This is a genomic window from Cobetia sp. BL01, assembly GCF_056493605.1.
This window is the reverse complement of sequence record NZ_JBVBEE010000008.1, coordinates 1-20,199: the sequence shown is the minus strand read 5'-3', so window position 1 is coordinate 20,199 and position 20,199 is coordinate 1. Positions and strand designations below refer to the sequence as shown.

Annotated in this window: 16 protein-coding genes and 1 pseudogene; 11 read left to right on the top strand and 6 right to left on the bottom strand. The window is 56.0% G+C overall.

Translation table 11 applies throughout. From position 1 onward, the window contains the following. Positions 1–55 precede the first annotated feature (55 nt). The 8 genes from ACZYGA_RS13560 to ACZYGA_RS13525 all read left to right on the top strand — a co-directional run bounded on the left by ACZYGA_RS13560 (position 56) and on the right by ACZYGA_RS13525 (position 8,069). Positions 56–412 carry a nucleotide pyrophosphohydrolase gene (locus ACZYGA_RS13560; RefSeq protein WP_479399377.1) on the top strand — a complete coding sequence of 119 codons (357 nt, stop codon included), beginning with the start codon at positions 56–58 and terminating at the stop codon, positions 410–412. Positions 413–631: 219 nt separating this feature from the next. Continuing rightward, entirely contained in the window at positions 632–1,408 is a 777-nt protein-coding gene (locus ACZYGA_RS13555; protein WP_479399376.1) for a type IV toxin-antitoxin system AbiEi family antitoxin domain-containing protein, read from the top strand. Beyond that, on the top strand, positions 1,398–2,318 hold the full coding sequence (locus ACZYGA_RS13550) for a nucleotidyl transferase AbiEii/AbiGii toxin family protein (RefSeq protein ID WP_479399375.1): 921 nt from the start codon (positions 1,398–1,400) through the stop codon (positions 2,316–2,318). The genes ACZYGA_RS13555 and ACZYGA_RS13550 overlap by 11 nt, the downstream gene beginning before the upstream one ends. Positions 2,319–2,418: 100 nt before the next feature. Then, positions 2,419–2,847: a hypothetical protein gene (locus ACZYGA_RS13545; protein WP_479399374.1), complete on the top strand. Its 429-nt coding sequence runs from the start codon at positions 2,419–2,421 to the stop codon at positions 2,845–2,847. 149 nt (positions 2,848–2,996) lie between these two features. Next, a complete protein-coding gene (locus ACZYGA_RS13540; RefSeq protein ID WP_479399372.1) occupies positions 2,997–4,586 on the top strand; it encodes an SAVED domain-containing protein in 1,590 nt (529 codons plus the stop codon). A 23-nt stretch (positions 4,587–4,609) separates the two neighbouring features. Beyond that, entirely contained in the window at positions 4,610–5,899 is a 1,290-nt protein-coding gene (locus tag ACZYGA_RS13535; RefSeq protein WP_479399371.1) for a nucleotidyltransferase domain-containing protein, read from the top strand. Then, positions 5,899–7,581 carry a HesA/MoeB/ThiF family protein gene (locus ACZYGA_RS13530; protein ID WP_479399369.1) on the top strand — a complete coding sequence of 561 codons (1,683 nt, stop codon included), beginning with the start codon at positions 5,899–5,901 and terminating at the stop codon, positions 7,579–7,581. Before ACZYGA_RS13535 ends, ACZYGA_RS13530 begins: the two co-directional genes overlap by 1 nt. After that, the gene (locus tag ACZYGA_RS13525) at positions 7,578–8,069 is read left to right on the top strand and encodes a Mov34/MPN/PAD-1 family protein (RefSeq protein ID WP_479399367.1); all 492 of its coding nucleotides are present in this window, start codon (positions 7,578–7,580) and stop codon (positions 8,067–8,069) included. The genes ACZYGA_RS13530 and ACZYGA_RS13525 overlap by 4 nt, the downstream gene beginning before the upstream one ends. Before the next feature lie 79 nt (positions 8,070–8,148). Here ACZYGA_RS13525 and ACZYGA_RS13520 read toward each other — a convergent pair whose 3' ends face one another. The 5 genes from ACZYGA_RS13520 to ACZYGA_RS13500 form a co-directional block, all read right to left on the bottom strand. Then, on the bottom strand, positions 8,149–8,700 hold the full coding sequence (locus tag ACZYGA_RS13520; RefSeq protein WP_479399365.1) for a 3'-5' exonuclease: 552 nt from the start codon (positions 8,698–8,700) through the stop codon (positions 8,149–8,151). 430 nt (positions 8,701–9,130) lie between these two features. Then, a complete protein-coding gene (locus tag ACZYGA_RS13515; RefSeq protein ID WP_479399363.1) occupies positions 9,131–9,652 on the bottom strand; it encodes a flavin reductase family protein in 522 nt (173 codons plus the stop codon). A gap of 288 nt (positions 9,653–9,940) precedes the next feature. Next, entirely contained in the window at positions 9,941–10,975 is a 1,035-nt protein-coding gene (locus ACZYGA_RS13510) for a methionine synthase (protein ID WP_077372870.1), read from the bottom strand. 95 nt (positions 10,976–11,070) lie between these two features. Next, positions 11,071–12,060, bottom strand: a complete 990-nt coding sequence (locus tag ACZYGA_RS13505) for a DUF1852 domain-containing protein (protein ID WP_153635466.1) — start codon at positions 12,058–12,060, stop codon at positions 11,071–11,073. Between the two features lie 556 nt (positions 12,061–12,616). After that, positions 12,617–14,668: a sigma-54-dependent Fis family transcriptional regulator gene (locus ACZYGA_RS13500; RefSeq protein WP_479399362.1), complete on the bottom strand. Its 2,052-nt coding sequence runs from the start codon at positions 14,666–14,668 to the stop codon at positions 12,617–12,619. A gap of 427 nt (positions 14,669–15,095) precedes the next feature. Here ACZYGA_RS13500 and ACZYGA_RS13495 point away from each other — a divergent pair, with 427 nt between their 5' ends. Together ACZYGA_RS13495 and ACZYGA_RS13490 are read left to right on the top strand one after the other, a co-directional pair. Further along, positions 15,096–16,892, top strand: a complete 1,797-nt coding sequence (locus ACZYGA_RS13495) for an NAD(P)/FAD-dependent oxidoreductase (RefSeq protein WP_175090777.1) — start codon at positions 15,096–15,098, stop codon at positions 16,890–16,892. A gap of 84 nt (positions 16,893–16,976) precedes the next feature. After that, complete coding sequence (locus tag ACZYGA_RS13490) at positions 16,977–17,753, top strand: SDR family NAD(P)-dependent oxidoreductase (RefSeq protein WP_043336843.1); 777 nt, start codon at positions 16,977–16,979, stop codon at positions 17,751–17,753. 263 nt (positions 17,754–18,016) lie between these two features. Here the strand turns inward: ACZYGA_RS13490 and ACZYGA_RS13485 are convergent, their stop codons facing one another. Further along, positions 18,017–19,057, bottom strand: coding sequence for an SDR family oxidoreductase (locus tag ACZYGA_RS13485; RefSeq protein WP_024952471.1), 1,041 nt, complete (start codon positions 19,055–19,057; stop codon positions 18,017–18,019). Between the two features lie 129 nt (positions 19,058–19,186). Here ACZYGA_RS13485 and ACZYGA_RS13480 point away from each other — a divergent pair. Then, positions 19,187–20,119: pseudogene (locus ACZYGA_RS13480) on the top strand (LysR family transcriptional regulator). Positions 20,120–20,199 lie beyond the last annotated feature (80 nt).

The following is a 20,199-nucleotide window of genomic DNA, read 5'->3' as shown; positions in this document are numbered from 1 at the left end:
GGCAGAGCAGGCATGCTCACCGCTATCCGATACCGCAGAACCAGGTGAGCCCTAGATGTCAGACCCGTTCAAGCAGCTCCGCGACGCCATGGACCAGTTCGCCACCGAGCGCGACTGGGACCAGTTCCATTCGCCCAAGAACCTGGCCATGGCGCTGACGGTGGAGGCAGCTGAGCTGCAGGAGTGCTTTCAGTGGCTGACCGAGGCGCAGTCCAGGGAGCTGGACGAGCAGCAACTGGCCGCCGTGCGCGACGAAATTGCCGATGTTCAGCTCTATCTGATCCGGCTGGCGGGCAAGCTGGACGTGGATATCGAAGCGGCATGCCGGGCGAAGATGGAGAAGAATGCTAAGAAATATCCCGCCGACCAAGTGAAGGGAAGTGCGAAAAAATACACGCACTATCAGGATTGACGTGATGTGTGGCCGCTTTGCCCCCTACAGCGGCCTTCTCTGCTAGCTTCGTCCCTCAAGCTACCTCCCGCTGAATTCGGCCTCAAGCAAGGCCGGAGACTCAGCTTTTGGTTTAAAATTTACTCTAAAAACGGCCATTAATGGCGAATTTGTGCTTGAAGATAAACCAATGTGGTTTATTCTTCACTCTGAAGACGGAATTCAAGGCCGATTTTGTACGTGAAAATAAACCAGCTGCTGCACAAGATCCCGTATGGCGCCGTGGTGACGACCGCCTGGCTGGCGTCACACGGCGTCACCTCAGATCAGGCGCGTAAGCTGGCCAGCAGTGGCTGGCTGCAGCGTGTGGGGCACGGCGCCTACTGCCAATCGGGGGAGCCTCTTACCTGGGAGAGCGCTGTTTTCGCCTTACAGACGAGCGACGACACGGGCTTACCACCGCTTTGGCCGGGTGGCCAGACGGCCCTGGCACTGCATGGCTTTGCCCACTATCTGCCCATGGGGGAAAGCACGACGCACCTGTATGGCAAGGAAGCCGTTCGGCTGCCCCGGTGGTTGAGTGACGCCGAGTGGGCAGGGCGGATGGTGCTCCACTCTGAAAAGGGCCTGCCGGTGCAGCTTCCCGGTAGTTTCACGGACTACGCGCCGGATGGCAGGGCCTTCAGCTTGCAGATATCGACCCCAGAGCGAGCGGTCCTGGAGTGGATCGCCGTGACGCCGAATGAGCTGCTGTTCAGCAGTGAGCTGGTCGACACCTTCGGCGGCCTCAATACGCTGCGTCCGCGTCGGCTGCAGGCATTGCTGGAGGGATGCCGTTCGGTAAGAACCAAGCGGGCCTTCCTGGTGCTGGCTCGCCACGCCGGGCATGCCTGGTACGGTCGTCTGGCACCAGACCGACTGGACCTCGGCAGAGGCAAGCGACAGCTCTGCCAGGGCGGCAAGCTGGACAGGGAATATCACGTGACGGTGCCGGAGGCGTTCCTGAATGCCGATTGAAGCTCGCTACCACGAACAGGTCAGGCTGCTGGTCTCGCTGCTGCCATTCCTCAATGACGAGCCGTGCTTCGCCCTTAAGGGTGGCACGGCCATCAACCTCTTCGTGCAGCCATTACCTCGCCTATCGGTCGATATCGACCTGGCCTACTTGCCGCTGGAGCCCCGTGACGAGGCCCTTCGAAGCTGTCGCGAGGCGCTGCAGCGACTGGCAGAGACTTTTAGCGCCCGACTGCCAGGCGTGCGAGCCGAGCTTCAGGATAATCGCCGAGACGAGCTGAGGATCCTGGTACGCCGAGGGCGTAGCCAGGTGAAGGTCGAAGTATCGCCGGTACTGCGTGGCACTCTGCATCCGCCTCAAGAGCGCGATGTCGCTGAAGTCGTGGAAGACAGTTACGGCTTTGCGGCGGTGCACGTGGTGTCACTGCCGGACCTGTATGGCGGCAAGATCTGCGCCGCGCTGGATCGCCAGCACCCCCGGGACCTTTTCGATGTAAAGCTGCTGCTGAACCAGGGCGGCCTGGATCGCAGCGTATTCGAAGGCTTTCTGGTCTATCTGCTGGGGCACCCCAGGCCCTTGAACGAAGTGATCAACCCACGGTTGAAACCGTTGGACGACGTCTACCGACAGGAGTTTGTAGGGATGGCCAGGGTTGACCTTCCATTGCATGAACTGGAGGACGTCCGGCACGAACTTCTGACGCGGCTGGGCCAGCTGATGACGGATGAAGACGTTCGCTTCCTTCTGTCCTTCAAGCAGGGGGCGCCTGACTGGACGCTGTTTCCGCTGACGGGCGTCGATCAACTGCCCGCCGTGCGCTGGAAGCTCGCTAACATCCAGAAGATGGGGGCTGACAAGCATCGTCAGTCTCTGGCGCTCTTGGAGCAGGCTCTGGGTAGTCTTCGGAGATAATGCCCAATATCCCTGCGACGTACCGTCTTAAGTAGACTTCTCCTTATATCCTTTAAACGCTACGCTGTTACGCATAATTACGCTACGCGCAGGGGATGACATGGCGAACAGCAGGGAAGCTCTGTTCCAGTGGAACATCACCAAGGCCATGTCTGTCGGCGGCTGGGAGTACGTCAGCTGGCTGGAATTGCCCCACTATCGCCTCATCAAGCGTGAGGAGGAACGCCTGCTCCTGGAAGTGTCCGGGGCGGGCTACGGCCTTACCTCGGTCAACGATGCCCGCTCTGGAAAGCCCCACGACCCTGAGAGGCAGCGCCTGGACGAGATCATCGACCGGCTCAACGACCTCTACGGCGCCGAGGTCAGCGACGACGACAAGCTGCACTTCGCCATTAGCATCGTCGACCGCATCGAGCGTGACGCAGCGGTGATGACCCAGGTGCGCAACCACAGCGAAGACCAAGTTATGCACGGCCTCTTCCAGAAGAGTGTCACCGACGCCATGCTTGACGCCCTCAGCGGCCGCTAGAAGCTAACCATGCCATTGTTGGAGGACGAAGAGCCTTATGGACTCTTATGGTAGAAGACAAGAAATGTGGCTCTTCCTCTGTTTTTATATAGTCAATATTAGTTAGGTAGTGGTTTAGCTAAAAGCTCAATTAAGGAGAAGAATGAAAAATGGTTTTAGTTAGTGATTTAGGTTGTAGTGATGCGGTCACCGACGAGCTTTTTAATAAACAAAATTTGGTGGAGTGGCTGGGTGGCTGCTTTGCGCATAAGAATCGGGTGGCATATGTCCATGCTGGATATTTATGCAAGCTAGTCAATCTTGATGACTCCAATCTAGTTCTTCACCCTTCGGATCCAGGATCAGAAGAAAAGGCTCTGCTAAAAAAGCTAGTCAGCAAGAAGTTGCTCTTTAGCGTCGAAGTCACTAGTGAGTCGCTTAAAGAAGCTCGGGTTGCCGATAGAAAGTGGTCTTATGAACTAGTAGGAACCAAGCAATACGTGGATTCGCTGATTGCTACACGTGAGGGACTATTAGGTAGGACTGCAGGAAGAGGGCCAGAAATTTCCAAGGCAACAGCTCAGAAGGTGTGGGCTGACGCAGGTGGGCGGTGCATGTTCCAAGGTTGTAGTAAAGATTTGTCAGAGATATCTCTTTGGACAAAAAGTGCTCGGGTTGGATATCTAGCGCACATCGTTGCTTCTGATCCCGAAGGGCCTAGGGGTACCCAAGAGGACTCCCACCGGCTCGCAAACTATCCAGATAACATCATGTTGATGTGTGATGAGCATCATCGGTTGATCGACTCGTTTGCACCCGAGTATTATACTGCAGAACTCCTTAATGAGATGCGCCAAGTCCACCGGGATATGGTAAAGAAATACTTGGACTCTTTAGCATTTCCCCCTACTAGGGCTGTGACTTTGCATGCTAATCTGGCAAACGTGCCGACCTACTTTCATGACTCTGAGTTAATTGAAGCCATAGTTGCAATGAGGCGAGCGATGTTGCCTGGAGTCATTCACTATGTTCGCCGGAAATCGCAGCGAGACGAGCGTCATTTTCCAGACTTTTGGGTTCAGTATTTGAGAGAGCATGAGAGCCAGATAAGGCAGCTTGTTTCGGGGTTTGATTCTAGTAATGGATCAGTAACTGAGAATCTGGCTGTATTCCCGCTGCACCACATCCCGACGCTTGTTCTAGCAGGGCGAGTGATGGGTGAAGCACAGGCCATTCAGGTTTTTCAGTACGATAAACAGCGGATGACATGGGCTTGGAACCCGCAGGCTAAGGCTCATCCACAGGGCACCTTTAAGACTGAATCACTGCCGACAGAATCAGCAGAAGAAGTACTTATTACGCTTGAGCTAACGGCACAGGTTGATGAGGAAGCGTTACCATCTAACCTCAAAGCTGATATCAGCTCTGGGCTCCTGACTTGGATTCGCGTGACAACTTCGGAGACAGGTTTTAACTGCATTGGGCATCCAGAGGACCTTGATTGTTTCGCAGAAGCTGCCCGTAAAGCAATTATCCATGCTCAGGATGTGATGAGGGTGAAAAAGGTACATTTAATTGCTGTAAGCCCCGCGAGTACCGTATTCCGTTTCGGACAGATGTTACAGGCTGGCAATCATCCTGAGTATCTCGTCTATGATCGAGCTGGCCGTGACTACGATTTTTCTCCAGCTTTGTCAATTACTAGCCATAACGTCTCGGCTACTGATGGGAAGCAGGTCTTTACCATCCCACTTCGATAAACAGATTAAAAGAGTTATATAATATGAATGCTACCAAAAGCGCAGGACTCGTGATTAATGCTGAGCTTTCAGAACCCACTCGACTAACAAAGTCACTTGAATCGTTTGAAGCCCTTCGGGAGGGCTACATTACCAACGATCACGATAGGCTGATTGAATATGGTTACTGGGCTAAAGCCCTCAATGAAGCGAATTTGCATATTGCTGTGCGTGAAGACGAAATTTCAGCTGCCACTGATGCATACGATCAGGTGGCAAGTCATTTAGCCAGGAACCTCTCTTGGCCTCCCGAAGCGATTTCAATTTTGACGCAAGGTTCTGTGAGCACTAAAACACTTATTCGCTCACCTAATGGCAGTGAAAAATTTGATATTGATGCTGTATGTCAAGTAGATATATCGCGCGTTGAGACCAGTGATCCAATGAGTTTTTTTGAGTCTATCGGACAGGCTTTAGAAGAGCTAGAGGCTCAAGCCAAAAGACGCTGTTGGAAGATCCCTTTTATACGTCAGCCTTTTTATCTCGAGTTCACACCATCTGTACCTTTGAGTAGCATACCCCCGCAGACCTTTCAGTCCATGGCGCCGCGCTATCGCGCTTCACGATACGAAGAGACTGCGCTTGCCGTCGTTGATACTCCGACAAAAAGTTGGAAAACCTCTAACCCGGCTGGCATGTGTCAATGGGTAGAGGACACGGCAAAGCGCTCTCTTATTCGGTTGATTGCGGTGGAGAAGTATGCAAATGACCGAGCAGATGCCAGCGTTGCTCCGGTTCCAGATCAGAACGTGGAAATCACAGATACGCTTCGAGTTGCCATACGTTTGTTCAAACGTCACCGAGATATGTGTGTGAGGCGTAGCATTATTGAAGCGGATACGAAGCCTATCTCCATCATTATCGTGACTCTACTTACTAGTTGTTATGAGGGGTTGGCAGACTTAAATCGATCATTTGAACATCCAGTGGAGCTGCTAGATGAGCTTGCTGCTCTTATGCCTCACCTCGTTATGAAACGTGATGGTAAGTACCGAGTAGATAATCCGACGGTCGAAGGAGAGAATTTTGCCGAGAAATGGAATGACGATGATGGTAGACGACACAGATCTTTCATTACTTGGTGTGATGCGCTATCGGCTGATCTCAAAACAATTCTTTCTCTGAAAGACCCCCAAGCGATTTCTAAACGAGTGCGAGAAGTTTTCGGGATTCCTGCTCCAACTGGTAGCGGAAATGGTCTCACTCCTATCCAGCCGCCAGCACCTAAAGCAACTCCAGCGAGTAGTGGTCTGGCTTGTGTAAAGGGTGAGTAATGGCGCTAAATATTAATTTCTTATGTAATGAATTTCCGGACTTACAACCTTCATCTGTAAGCCGGGAGGGAGGATGCACTGCTTATCAGTTGAAGCTTCCTTTTTTTCAGCAAGGTAGAGAGTTTAAGTGGGCTGAGATGCGATTGCCCAAGGGGTTTCCTGAACATGGAAAAGCATTTATTCAGCTATCTCCTGATGCTGTCTTGCGTGTGCCACATCTCGACAGAGGTGGACTGCTTTGCATAGAGGGTGATCCTGGCCCTGGCCTTGGTTACTCTGCAGAAGATCGGATCTTATTTCTACTGCATGCCTATCAGGAGCGATTCCTGAAACCTTGGATTAATGGTGACCTGGATGGAAATTTCGAGGATGAAGCACTCAATTATTGGGCGATAAAGGTGGCTAAAGAATGTTCAAGTACCGATCCGGTGAGAGGTGTATGGACAGTTGATCCAGCTCCAACCAAAGCGCGATTAAGGGGTGGGTTACTCTTGATACCGAACCGGATTATTATTGCTGCAGACGAACAACTTCGCATCACTAATCGTTTAGTGCAAGCCATGGGACCTCTAGCAAAGCAACGTGTTCGGGTGTTAGTGGCGGACATTCCCATTTCACATGTTTTCACGCCCTCGACTTGGCCGCGTTCAATGTCTGAATTAGAACGCATTCTTAAGGGTAGGCTACCTCCTGAAGAGTATTCGAGGCTACAGTGTAGCCGAAGCCGTAGAGGGCGAGGCGTCTATCGAGTGGTTCTTTTAAGAAATGCTGATATTGCCTTCGCCTATTTGCTTCCAGGTGGTCCACCAACGACTCTCGACGTATATCGAGGGAAGAAAGATTTCCCTTCTCCTTATAAAGCTCTACCACTCTTGACTTCTCGCTTGGATCCAGAGTGGACCGTTGGGAGAGATCAGCACCCCGAGGTTAATGATCGTCAAGCTAAACACGTTCTTGTTTTAGGCGCAGGTGCTCTAGGAAGCCCGTCTATTAACCATCTCGCCAAGGCAGGAGTTGGGCGGATATCCATTGTAGATGATGACACCATGTTTTCTGCGAACATTGGGAGGCACCTCCTTGGTGCTGAATCAATCGGGCAGTACAAGGTGGATGCCATTGCTCGGCGGATCAACTCTTCTTACCCAGCTACAGAAGTTATTCCCTATGCGAGGAGCACAGAACAGTGGTTAAAGAAAAACACTCTGGCAGATGTAGACGTAGTGCTTGATCTCACTGGCGAGCCTGATGTAAGGGTGCAGATTGAACAAGCCCGATTACGTGATCCATGCCCCTTGCTGATTGGCTGGATGGAACCTTATGTAGCAGCCGCGCATGCATGCATGTTGCCTGCTGGTCAGAGATGGTTACAAGGAGCTCAAGATCCTTTGTCTTGTCTTGAAGCAGTGGTATGGCCAAGTGAAGTAATGCGACAAGAGCCAGGGTGCAGTAGCCGTTTCCAAAGCTATACCGCCGCCGCAGCAGAGCATGCGATTGCTCTGGTGGCTGAGTGCGCGCTGGAAATGATCGACAACTCAACTGGAGATATCTTCGACCCAACGGTGCGGAGTTGGGTACGTGGGCAAAGTTTTTTAGACAGACATTGGGCTGGCCTCACACATAAGGAGTGGGCAAAAGCTGCTTGTGATTACGATGGCCTGATCATGAATAGGATGTTCCCTTGAACAGAATCTTTTTCTATCCTGATAATACCAGGTACGTCCTGTTTACTGAGAAAACTCTGTCCCACATGTATGCACATATCCAAAGAAAGCCATGGCAAAAAGAAGCTGGTGGAGAAGTTTATAGTTCAGACCCTGAATCTAATAGTCTCATTATCCACTCCGCGACTGGGCCCAGTGTCGCTGATATTAGACGGAGGTGTTCCTGGAATCCTGATGTAAAAGCATCCGATAGGAATCGGCAGATTGAATTTTCTCGTAACAGGCATGTGGTTGGTTTATGGCACACGCACCCAGAGATCAATCCATCCCCTTCAGCCGTGGACCAAAAGACGACATGGGACTATCTAGAATCATTTGAGGGCGACAGGTCTCGTTATTTTATGGTGATAATTGGAAATCATGGTCGTGTACCTAGAATGGCTGTATGGGTGGCCTCGTATAAGCCATATCGTGAATGGGTGAGGCTTTGTGAAGCTAGCAGTCATTAGTCAGGTTTATAGTCTTAAAAGACAATCATGGTTTATGGGTTATCAGTCTGGCAGTGTAAGCTTCCATAAGCCATTGGTTTTATGGTTGTTGTGTGATTTTCCTTATTAGACGGAAAATCTCGGCCTGATACTGAGCATCATGAAGAGCATTGTGATCCGGCTTTAACGTGGGGTTTAGTCTATCAGATATTTGGCTGGAGCGGGTGTTTTTCCAGTTCGAACCAGTTGCTCCCATGTAGAGCGCCTTAATATCTAACGCAGTAAAGCCGAAGGGGTTGGAGTGGAGGTAGCGGTGGAAGTAATAGTTGACGAAAGACCAGTCGAATGGTGCATTGAAGCCGACAAATACAGGTAGGTTTTCCGTGCCGGCGACTTTCTCGATCCAGTGTTGGAACTTTGTCATCGCAACTTTGGGCTGTAGCCCCTCAACTCTTAGGTTCTCTAGAGAAAGTCCTGTCACCGCTAGTGCATCAGGATCTGCATTTTTCGATATTGGCTTCAACTTACAAGAAAATACCTGGTCAGATGCATCGACATTACATGCTCCTATTGTAAGCATGCTGTACTCGCCAGGAATTGGGCCTGAAGTCTCGATGTCGATTGAAATATAAACTTCGTTCTTTTCTGTCATGCTGGGAAGATGCTCAGTAGGTGAGTGGGGTAACTATATTTTATAGTTTCTTGGTGTCCTGTTCTTCATCTAGGTAAATAATTTTCCTTTAATTGTTTAAGGGGTGTAAGCTTTATATGTCATAGAAATTTTAATATTGACTTCATCATCTATACTTTACGATAGTAAAAAGCTCTTGACTAGATATGAGCATTTACCCTGCCACACACTCAGCCCGCGATTGGTGGCTCCCAAACGGTACACCAGCGGTACACACACCAGCTTCCTGTGCTATCCTTAATCTTCGCTAACCTACTGATTCATAAGAACTGTACCTTACGCTCGATTACGGTTGCTTTTCCTTGTGTGTCAGTAACTTATTGTTTTATAAGCGAACTCATAATCCCCTAGTCTGATCCCAAAGGTTTCAGCCGACCAGTATCCTCCAGTCTTATCCCCCTCCAGCCAAGCCCCCATACTTCCCCTTGAAATACAATAACGGCCGCGCGGTCGCACCAACATCCAGATTCAGTCCTTTCACTTCCCCGATCACGATCAGGTGATCACCTGCGGGGTGTTCAGCGTGAATCTTGCAGTCGAGCCAGTGCAGGCTGTCATTGATCACCGGATTGCCGAGAGGGGAAAGCTGCCAGTCGATGCCTTGCCATTTATCCGCGCCACGCATGGCGAACTGGTTAGAGACATGGCTTTGCTCGCTGGAGAGAATGTTGACGGCGAAGCGCTCAGCCTGGCGAATCTTCGGGTAGCTGAAGGAACTGGCCTTGACGCTGAAGGAGACCAGAGGCGGGTTCATCGAGACGCTGTAGAACGACTGGCAGGTAAAGCCGATCGGCTCATCGTCGACCTGGGTGGTAATGATAGTGATGCCGGAGGCGAAGTGGCCGAGGGCTTCACGGAAACTGGCGGGGTCGATGGTGGTGTCAGCTTTGGTTTCAATATCGGAGAGTGACATGGCAGGTCCTTCAATGGTGGGGAGGTGGTAACAATCAGCCGTGGGGGAGGGGCTGCAGCGATGGCGCGGGACTGGGTGCTGAGTGACAAGAGTGAGAGTGATGAAAAAATGGCCGTCGTGAATCCTTCACGATGGCCATTTTTGTTTGCGGCGGTATCAGCCGCAGCTGCTTCCACTCTCGAGCACTATCGTCGGGCCAACTCGGGTCGCAACTCGCTTGGCGCTATCTGTCAGTGCTGTGTCTTGCCCCGCGCTGTACTTTGGCCAGTTCAGAGTTTCGCCAAGCGATCAGCGCTGCGCTTCGAGTTCCTTGCGTACGATGGCGGCGCCGGCGCTCAGTGCCTGCAGCTTGCCGCGGGCGACTTCACGAGAGAGCGGGGCCATGCCGCAGTTGGTGCAGGGGTAGAGCTTGTCGGCATCCACGAACTTAAGCGCCTTGCGCAGGGTCTCGGCGACTTCTTCCGGTGTCTCGATGGTGTTGTTGGCGACATCGATGGCGCCGACCATGACCTTCTTGCCACGGATCAGCTCGATCAGCTCCATCGGCACGTGGGAGTTGTGGCATTCCAGCGAGACGATATCGATGTTGGATTGCTGAAGCTTGGGGAAGGCTTCTTCGTACTGGCGCCATTCGGAGCCCAGGGTGTTCTTCCAGTCGGTGTTGGCCTTGATGCCGTAGCCGTAACAGATATGGATGGCGGTCTCGCACTTGAGGCCTTCGATCGCACGCTCCAGCGTGGCGATACCCCATTCATTCACCTCATCGAAGAACACGTTGAAGGCCGGTTCATCGAACTGGATGATGTCGACGCCTGCCGCTTCGAGTTCCTTGGCTTCCTCGTTGAGGATCTTGGCGAACTCCCACGCCAGCTTCTCGCGGCTCTTGTAATGGCCATCGAAGAGGGTGTCGACCATGGTCATCGGGCCAGGCAGTGCCCACTTGATCGGTTGATCGGTCTGCGAGCGCAGGAACTTGGCATCCTCGACGAACACCGGCTTCTGGCGGGAGACCGGGCCGACCACGGACGGCACGCTGGCCTCGTAGCGATCACGGATCTTGACGGTTTCGCGCTTCTCGAAATCCACACCATTCAGGTGTTCGATAAAGGTGGTGACGAAGTGCTGACGCGATTGCTCGCCATCGCTGACGATGTCGATCCCGGCGTGCTGCTGCTCCTGCAGGGAGACGCGCAGGGCATCCTGCTTGCCCGCGACCAGTGCCTCACCTTCGAGTTTCCAGGGGGACCAGAGGACCTCCGGTTCGGCGAGCCAGGACGGTTTCGGCAGGCTGCCAGCGGTGGAGGTCGGGAGTAATCTCGTCATGATGAATAACCTTGTCCTTGGAATGGTTCAGATAGCGAAAGTCGTTCGTCGATCAGCGCGCTGTTTGCGGATCAGTGAGCTGACCGATGATGGAGTTATCGGTTGGCGGACCAGTTGGCTGACCACTGCTCGAGCAGGCTCTGGTAGGGCTTGATGAAGCTCTCTTCCACGAACTTGCCCTGCTCGATGGCGAGCTGGCTGCGCTCTTCGCGGTCGTACACGATGCGCGTCAGTGAATGGTCTTGCTGCTTCAGGCTCGCCTGATAGGATTTACCGGCCACGGAATTGGCGTTGTAGACCTCGGGACGATAGATCTTCTGGAAGGTGTCCATGGTGCTGATGGTGCTGATCAGTTCCAGATTGCTGTAATCGTTGAGCAGGTCGCCGGTGTGGTAGAAGGCCAGCGGCGCAACGCTGCCCGGCGGCATGAAGTAACGCACCTTCAGGCCCATCTTGCTGAAGTAGGCATCGGTCAGGGAGTCATCGTCCTGGCGATATTCCACCCCGAGGATCGGGTGCACATTCTCGGTCTGCTGGTAGGTCTTGGTGGTCGAGACGCTGATGCAGATGATCGGCGGCTTCTTGAAACATTCCTTGTAGGCAGCAGAGCCCACGAAGGCCTGGAACAGGTTGCCGTGCAGCTCGCCGAATTGCTCCGGCACGCTGAAGGAGTCCTTGCCCTTGTTGTGCTCCAGCAGACGCACGCTGAAGTCATAATCGCGCACGTAGGACGAGAAGTTGTTACCGGTCACGCCGTCAATGCGCTGATTCGTCTGGTGATCGACGATGGTGGTCTGCAGGATCTCGATGATCGGCAGGGCGTTGTCGGAACGCGCGGCATCGAGATTCAGCTCGACAGAGATGATGTCCAGCTCGACGGAGTAACGGTCGCCCTTGGGGTTGTCCCAGTTGGCCAGCGCATTGAATCGGTTGTTGATCATGTTCAGCGTGCTGCGCAGGTTCTGCTGACGGCTCTCACCACGCGCCAGGTTGGCGAAGTTGGTGGTCAGGCGGGTGTTTTCCGCCGGAACGTAGTTCTCGTCGAAGCGCAGACTGTTGATGCTGAAACCGAATTCGTTGCTCATGGCGTTCACCCTGATCCTGAGAGAGAAAATTCACTGTGTCGTCGACATCTTCCCGTGATCTTTCAGGCGTCTCGTGAGCGGGTTGCTCTCTGTGAGAACGCATCCATGCCGGGAGAGGCACGCTGCTCGCCATCACGTTCCGTGTGAAGGCTCTGGCGGCGGTGAAGTGCAGCGCCATGGGAAGTCTTCATCAACGATCTGATGCAGGTGAGTATCTAGTGCCTGTCTCCATGACACAAACTGGATTTTTTAATGTTCAAGTTGAGTTAAATTCATGATGAGGGCGGGCGTCATTTCGCGCGTTGTGAAAGCCGGCGAATCGAGCGGGGATAGGCGGGCTCAGCAAGCACGCAACGTGAGCCGCAGAGACGTTGACGTGAGGAGTGGGGAAGAAGGGTAAGAAGGGAAAGAGGGGTAAGGGGGAAAGAATGGAGAAACACACACAGGCCCGAACTTCCGCTCGGGCCTGTGTGTGGCAAGCACCTGACGCTTCAGAGCACGACACCCTCATGCACTCTTCACGTTCTCCATACTCGGCCATGAAGATGCGGCTGGCTCATGAGGCGAGTGGCTGATGATTGGGCGCTACCAGGCCATGGCGGCGCATGCGGCGGTAGATGGTGGGGCGCGAGACGCCGAGTTGGCGGGCGACCTGGCTGACGTTCCAGTCCGTGTGGCGCAACAGCTCGAGCAGTTCGTTGGCGTCCGCATCAGTCCCCGCATCAGCCCCTGCAGACGCGGGCGCTGGAGAGGCCGGGTTCGAGGAAGCGCCGGATGCGAAGGGGGAGGCAGCGGCAAGCGGACTGGCAGCCCCGCGGGTGCTGCCGGTGTGGGTCTGGCAGACCTCCGGCAGATCATGCAGGGTGATTTCATCGCCTTCCGCGGTGGCCATCGCGAAGGCAATCGCATTGCGCAGTTGGCGGATATTGCCCGGCCAGTGATGACTCAGCAGCGCACTGATGGCATCGGCGCGCAGGTGGAGTGACTGTTCGCGTTCGGCTTGCAGTTCCGCATGCAGCTTGCGAATGAGGTAGTGACGGTCGGCGCGCTCACGCAGTGCAGGTAGCAGGAGTTCGGCGCCGTTGAGTCGGTAGTAGAGGTCTTCGCGGAATTGCCCGCTGGCGATCAGCTCCGTGACATCACGATGCGTGGCAGTGATAACGCGAATATCCACCTTGATGGGCGTCTCGGCCCCCAGTGGCGACACCTCCCGTTCGGCGAGCACGCGCAGTAGACGCGACTGGAGCGGCAGCGGCATGTCACCGATCTCATCCAGAAACAGCGTGCCGCCGTCTGCCTGTTGGATCAGGCCGCGCATGCCCTTGGGCCTTCCTCCCGTGAACGCGCCCGGCAGATAGCCGAAGAGTTCACTTTCAATCAGCGATTCCGGGATGGCGGCGCAGTTCACCGCCACGAAGGGCGACTTGGCGCGTGGCCCGCTGTCATGCAGTGCTCGCGCCAACACTTCCTTGCCGGTACCCGTCTCGCCACGAATCAGGATGCTCACGTTTTCATGGCGCATGCGGCGCGCCAGCTTGAGCAGCCGGTGCATGGAAGGGTCATCTCCCGCGAGCTGGTCCAGCTCGGGCACCGGGTCATCCTGCTGACTGACAGTGGGGAGGGCCCGCACCGGATAACCGCGTGGCTCGATCAGCGTCACGAAGACGATGGCGTCATCCGCCCGCAGACGGAAGGCGCGAATCTGATCCCGGCTGGCGTGCGGAATGCTCAACAGCTCATTGAGCTCCCCATCGAACAGCTGCGTGACGGCGGGCAGGGTGGAGACCGTCCACGGCGGCCAGCGCGCCAGATGCGCATCGATCAGGCGCCGGCCTTCGTGGTTGGCGGCGATCACCTTGCCATCTTCCTGAATGGCAAACAGGCCACGACCATTCAGGTGTACGAATTCCCGCGCGGTATCGAAGCGCAGGATCAGGCAATCCCGATAGCGATGCAGGAAGTAGGCATCCTCGATCATGCGGGCATGCAGGGTGACGAGGGAGAGCGCAAAGGTCTGGCTCTCCTGCGGGCGGGGCGACTTCAGCGCCGAGATGTCGAGGGCGGCGATCACACGGCCCTGGGGATCGGTGATGGGGGCTGCGGTGCAGGTCAGGTCGATGTGGGTGGCATCGAAGTGCTCACGCTGATGGCAGGTGACGGCTGCGCCATCGTGCAGACAGGTGCCCGCCGCCGAGGTGCCGGCATAGCGCTCGTTCCAGTCCGAGCCGAGATAGAGGCCCGCGCGCCGCAGCTCACTCAACTGATCACGCTGACCGCGAAAATCCACCGCGATGCCGCGTTGATCGGTGAGGATCAGCGCATAGCCATGTTGTGCGATCTGACTATAGAGCCGCTCCACCCCGGCACGCGCCACATGCAACAGCTCATCCGCCGATTCCTGATGATCGCGCAGCGCCTGCTGGGTGAGAACGCGGACCGGGCGAGGGCGGCTAGGGTCCAGCTGATATTCCTCCAGACAGCGCTGCCAGGAACGACGGATGACGTCGCGCTGCGTCTCAGGGAAGACGTCGCGGCCTTCGCCCAGCTGCATCAGGGTCTGGATATGCTGCCGCTTGTCGGGCTGCATCGTTTCGAGTTGGCGGATCATGGCTGCCTCGGCGCTGGCCGTCTCGGGACGGCTCTTTTGATAGTGGCTACGGCTCTTTTGATTGTGGCTATGGCTCTTGTGCCGGTGGCGATGGCAATCGCAATTGTCACAACAGCGTCCATAGCAAAAGCGGCGTGTGCTCCTTCAAGCGTATGCGGTGTGACGGGAGCGTCAATCACCCTGTCCTGCATCCTTGGTCGGGGCGTTACAGGTGTAACGCCCCGTGTCAGGCGTACAGCGTACAGTTGTCACGAGGAAGGTGGAGAGCCCGGCGAGGCGAGGAGGGTGGTGATTCGGTAGTGGCGAATTTTTGTCATTCACGACAAGTGCTTACGAGCTTTGTCAGTCGTGCATGACGAAGCTGGCATGCTTGATGCCTTGTATGGAAGGCGTGACTACAACATCCAATAACACGCGGAGAGACGCCATGACCGCACGCACGCCAACTCAGATTGCTCAGCAATGGCTCGATGATTTCGAGTCCTCCCTGACTCAGCGCGATATCGCCCGGGTTCTCTCGTTGTTTGGCGAGGAATGCTACTGGCGCGATTTGATCGCCTTCACCTGGAATCTCAAGACGTCGGAGGGCAAGGACGAGATCCAGTCGATGCTCGCGGCGACCCTCGAGCATGTCGCTCCCTCTCGCTGGCAGCTGGATGGCGAGGCCAGTGAGGCCGGCGGCATCGTCGAGGCCTGGTTCACCTTCGAGACCGCCGATGCACGCGGCAAGGGCTTGTTGCGCCTGAAGGAAGGGCGCTGCTGGACGCTGTTGACCGCCATGCGCGAACTCAAGGAATTTCCCGAGCCGCTGGGCATGCAGCGCCCCAAGGGCGCCGAGCATGGTGCCAACAAGCAGCGTGAGACCTGGCTTGAGTCGCGTCAGCGCGAAGAGGCCGAGCTGGGCTACGAGCGCCAGCCGTATTGCGTGATCATCGGTGGCGGTCAGGGCGGCATCGGGTTGGCCGCGCGGCTCAGACAGATGGATGTGCCAACCATCGTGATCGACAAGAATCCGCGTGCGGGCGATGCCTGGCGCAATCGCTACAAGTCCCTGTGTCTGCACGATCCGGTGTGGTACGACCACATGCCCTACATCCCCTTCCCGGCAAACTGGCCGGTGTTCGCGCCCAAGGACAAGGTCGCGGACTGGCTGGAGATGTACACCAAGATCATGGAGCTCAATTACTGGAACTCCACGGCCTGCGAGAGTGCGCACTTCGATGAGGCGAGCGGCGAGTGGGTGGTCGAGGTGGTACGCGACGGCAAGCCCGTGACCCTGCGGCCCAAGCAGCTGGTGCTGGCCACGGGCATGTCGGGCATGCCCAACGTGCCACACTTCCCGGGGGCCGAGACCTTCGAAGGCGAGCAGCAGCACTCCAGCCAGCACCCGGGGCCGGATGCCTATCGTGGCAAGAAGGTGGTCGTGGTGGGCGCCAACAATTCCGCTCACGATATCTGCGCCGCGCTGTGGGAGCACGATGCAGATGTGACCATGCTGCAGCGCTCCTCCACGCATGTGGTGAAGTCCAACTCGCTGATGGAAGAGGCGCTGGGGCCGCTCTATTCCGAGCAGGCGGTGCAAAACGGCATCGATCACCACAAGGCGGACCTGATCTTTGCCTCGATTCCCTACCGGATACTGCCTGACTTCCAGCGCCCGATCTTCGAGGCGATCCGCAAGCGCGACGCCGACTACTACCGTCGGCTGGAGGCGGCAGGCTTCCTGCTCGATTTCGGCGATGACGACTCGGGCCTGTTCCTGAAATACCTGCGCCGCGGCTCCGGCTACTACATCGATGTGGGCGCCTGTGATCTGGTCGCCAATGGTGACATCAAGCTGCGCAGTGGCGTCGGCATCGAGCGCATCAATCCGCGCTCGGTCATCTTGACCGATGGCTCGGAATTGCCCGCTGATCTGATCGTCTATGCCACCGGCTACGGCTCGATGAATGGCTGGGCGGCACGCATCATCTCGCAGGACGTCGCCGACAAGGTCGGCAAATGCTGGGGCATGGGCTCCGATACGCTCAAGGACCCCGGGCCCTGGGAGGGCGAGCTGCGCAACATGTGGAAGCCGACCCAGCAGCAGGCGTTATGGTTCCACGGCGGCAACCTGCACCAGTCCCGCCACTATTCCCAGTATCTGGCGCTGCAGCTCAAGGCGCGGCTCGAGGGTATCCCGACGCCGGTCTACGGCCTTCAGGAAGTCCACCACCTGAGCTGAGGCCAGTGGCGCTGGACCGTGTGCCAGCGTCATGGCAGCAGCGCAGCATTTGCAGATTTCAGTGAGAGATTCAGGAGACGACTCATGCAACTGAACGACAAGATTGCACTGGTGACAGGTGGTGGGCGCGGTATTGGCCAGGGGATCGCGCTGGCATTGGCCAAGGCGGGCGCGGATGTCGTGGTGGCGGATCTGGATCTCGCCATCGCCCGCGAGACGGCGGCAAAAGTGGAGGCACTGGGTAGACGGTGTCTGGCGCTACAGGTCGATGTCGCGGATGCGGCGTCCGTGCGGCGCTTGATTGAAGAGGCAGAGGTCGGACTCGGCCCGCTCGATATCGCCGTCAACAATGCCGGCATCATCGGCATCCATTCCATCGATGCGCTGACGGTGGAGGAGTGGGACCGCGTCATGAACGTCAATGCGCGAGGTACCTTCTTGTGTACTCAGGCCGAGGTCGCCGTGATGCGCTCACGCCGCGTCGGGCGGATCATCAACGTGGCCTCGATGGCCGGCAAGGTCGGCTTTCCTGATCTGTCGCACTACTGTGCCTCGAAGTTCGCGGTCATCGGCTTTACCAATGCCGTCGCCAAGGAAGTGGCAGCGGAAGGCATCACCGTCAACGCGATCTGCCCGGGCGTGGTGGGCACCGGCATGTGGCGGGGCGAGAGTGGGCTCTCGGCACGCTGGAGTCAGGAAGGCGAAAGCGAGCCCGCTGCATGGGAGCGCCTGCAGAAGAGCCTGCTGCCCCAGGGAGTCGCCCAGACACCTGAGGACATGGGGCAGCTGGTGGTCTACCTCGCCCAGGCCGAACACGTGACAGGGCAGGCCATCGCCGTCGATGGTGGCTTCACGCTGTAAGCTAGCGCTGATCATGGTTCGATACATGATGACAGCACGAGACAGGCCACCTTCGCTAATGGAAGGCGGCCTGATTGTCGTGACGGCTCCTGACTTCTGTCACTTGAAGGCTTTATGACCCTCGCTCATGGGGCGGTCTACTCTGCAACCGCGTAGGCTCATGCGGTTATCTGTCAGCGTGTTAGTGCCCCCGTAGTACGTCATCGCTCAAGCACTTAGGGCGAATCGAGCAGGTGCGTACCAGAGGGTCGAGTGATCAAACGTCAAGGGATCAGGCGGCGTTCCTTCATGGCCTCAAGGTGCTGAATGAGACTCTGGGGTGAGTGGCGACACATTTCTGCAAAGCCGGCTTGGCGAGCCTTCGTCAAATCAAAGACAGCGTCCTCTTCGACATGGAAGATGAAATCTCCGAAGCCACCTTGGGCAATCTTGTCGATATCTGTCTCGGCAAGTCCTTGGCGCTCTGCAAGCGTCTTCCAAGTGCCTGACACGGCAGCGAGACGTGTCTCCAACGAAATAGGTTGAGGCTCGCCGGTCTCAAGCCCAAACCAGTTGGCGATCTCTGGCCAGACGTGGCGCCACCGAATCTGATCACCATTGGTGACGTTATAGGGCCCTTGCTGGTTCTCTGCGATGGCCCACAGGGCGGCTTTGCCCACCAGATCGGCATCGCAGATGTTCAGCAAGATATCGTAGGCACGCGCCGTACCGGGAAATTGCATGGCAACACCGAGCTCCCGGCAAAGCGTGCCATAGAGACCGATAAGGTTACCGAGGTTCATGGCTGAACCCAGGGAATGGCCTATCACGATGTCGGGACGCAATGCGGTCCAACGAATTCCCTTGCCTTCGAGTTCGCGAGCCAGATCTTCATGCTCGAAATACAGGTTGGGGGGGAAATGCCGGCTGTCCTCTTCTCGAGCCGGTGTTTTGTAGACCCCGAGGTGAGCACCGTAGACCTTCCCGCCCTGTACGAAGACCTGGTGCTCGATTGACGCTTGGGATTCTTCAAGCACCTGGAAGAGGTGCCGCATCATGTCGCCATTCTGTTGTGCTTCAGTGGCAGGGTCCGGATCCGGTTTCAAGGCGGCGTAAAATACGTGCGTCACGCTGCTCAGTACATCACTTGCATCTCGCAAAGAGGCAATATCCAAGAGATCGGCGCTGATGTGGTGTCCGCTTCCCGGACCCTCTGAGGAGCGAGAGAGTGTCGTGACTCGCCATCCTGCCTCTTCAAAGGCCAATGTTGCTGCACGGCCGATGACGCCACTGGCACCAGCGACTAATAGGTGATGTTGGCTCATGAGACTCTCCTGTCCTGTGGCGCATGATCATGGGAGGGGTCGCCCATGACGTCGGCCCTGACAGTGGCATTGTTTGTTTTGCTAATAAATGCTCGACTGATGAATTCATCCTTCACTATATGGTGAATAATGGATCGCTTGGCGTTAATGAAACTTTTTGTGGATATCTGTGAGCGTGGGTCAATGGCGGCGGTGGCCCGTCAGCGAGGCCAGTCCCCGTCATTGGTCACCCAAGCCTTACAGAAGCTTGAGCAGCAGGTCGGGGCCAAGCTTATCGTCAGAACAACGCGTGCCATGCATTTGACGGCGGAAGGCGAACAATTTCGAGACGACAGCGAAAGGATCCTGGCCGAGTATGACAAGGCTCTTGAGCGGATCTCGGGCACAGGGTCGCTGAGTGGCACCATCAGGCTGACGGCGACCAATGATTTTGGCCGCACGCGCCTACCACGGCTGATCGATCAGTTCCTGATACAGCACCCGGAAGTAAAATTTGAACTCGTGCTATCCGATGGAGTGTTGGACCTGGTCGATGAACGATTTGATCTGGCCATTCGTCATGGGCCGATGGCGGACTCAAGCTTGACGTCACGACGTCTCGTCAGTACCCATCGTGTTGTGTGTGCGGCATCTGCTTATTGGCAGGACGCAGGGCGCCCCCAACACCCATAAGAGCTGTCATCCCACCAGTGCATGGTGCTCGCTCGCCCAGGAGCGCCCCAGAACCATTGGGAGTTCCAGGAGGCAGGGCAGGTATTTTCCGTGACGGTGGCGGGGAACCGAATGGCCAGCGATGGTGGCGCGTTGCGCGAGTGGGCGATCGCAGGGGCTGGAGTGATATTTAAATCGATGGTGGATGTGGCAGAGGATATTGAGGTCGGACGACTGGAAGTTGTGCTGAATGACTATCGGATTCCTGAAGTGAATCTGTACGCCGTGTTTCCGGAAGGCAGATATGCAAGTCGACGGATCAGTACCTTCATCGAATTTCTTCACGACAAGCTTGGCAGTGAGAGAGAGGCCTCACACTGCCAGAGTCGTGCATCCAGCTCTCGCGCTTGAGGGCTGCCGGGGAGTGGCAAGGGCAAAGAACGACCCACATCATGTCTATGGCAGGCTGGGCCTCGGATGGCCAATCCGGT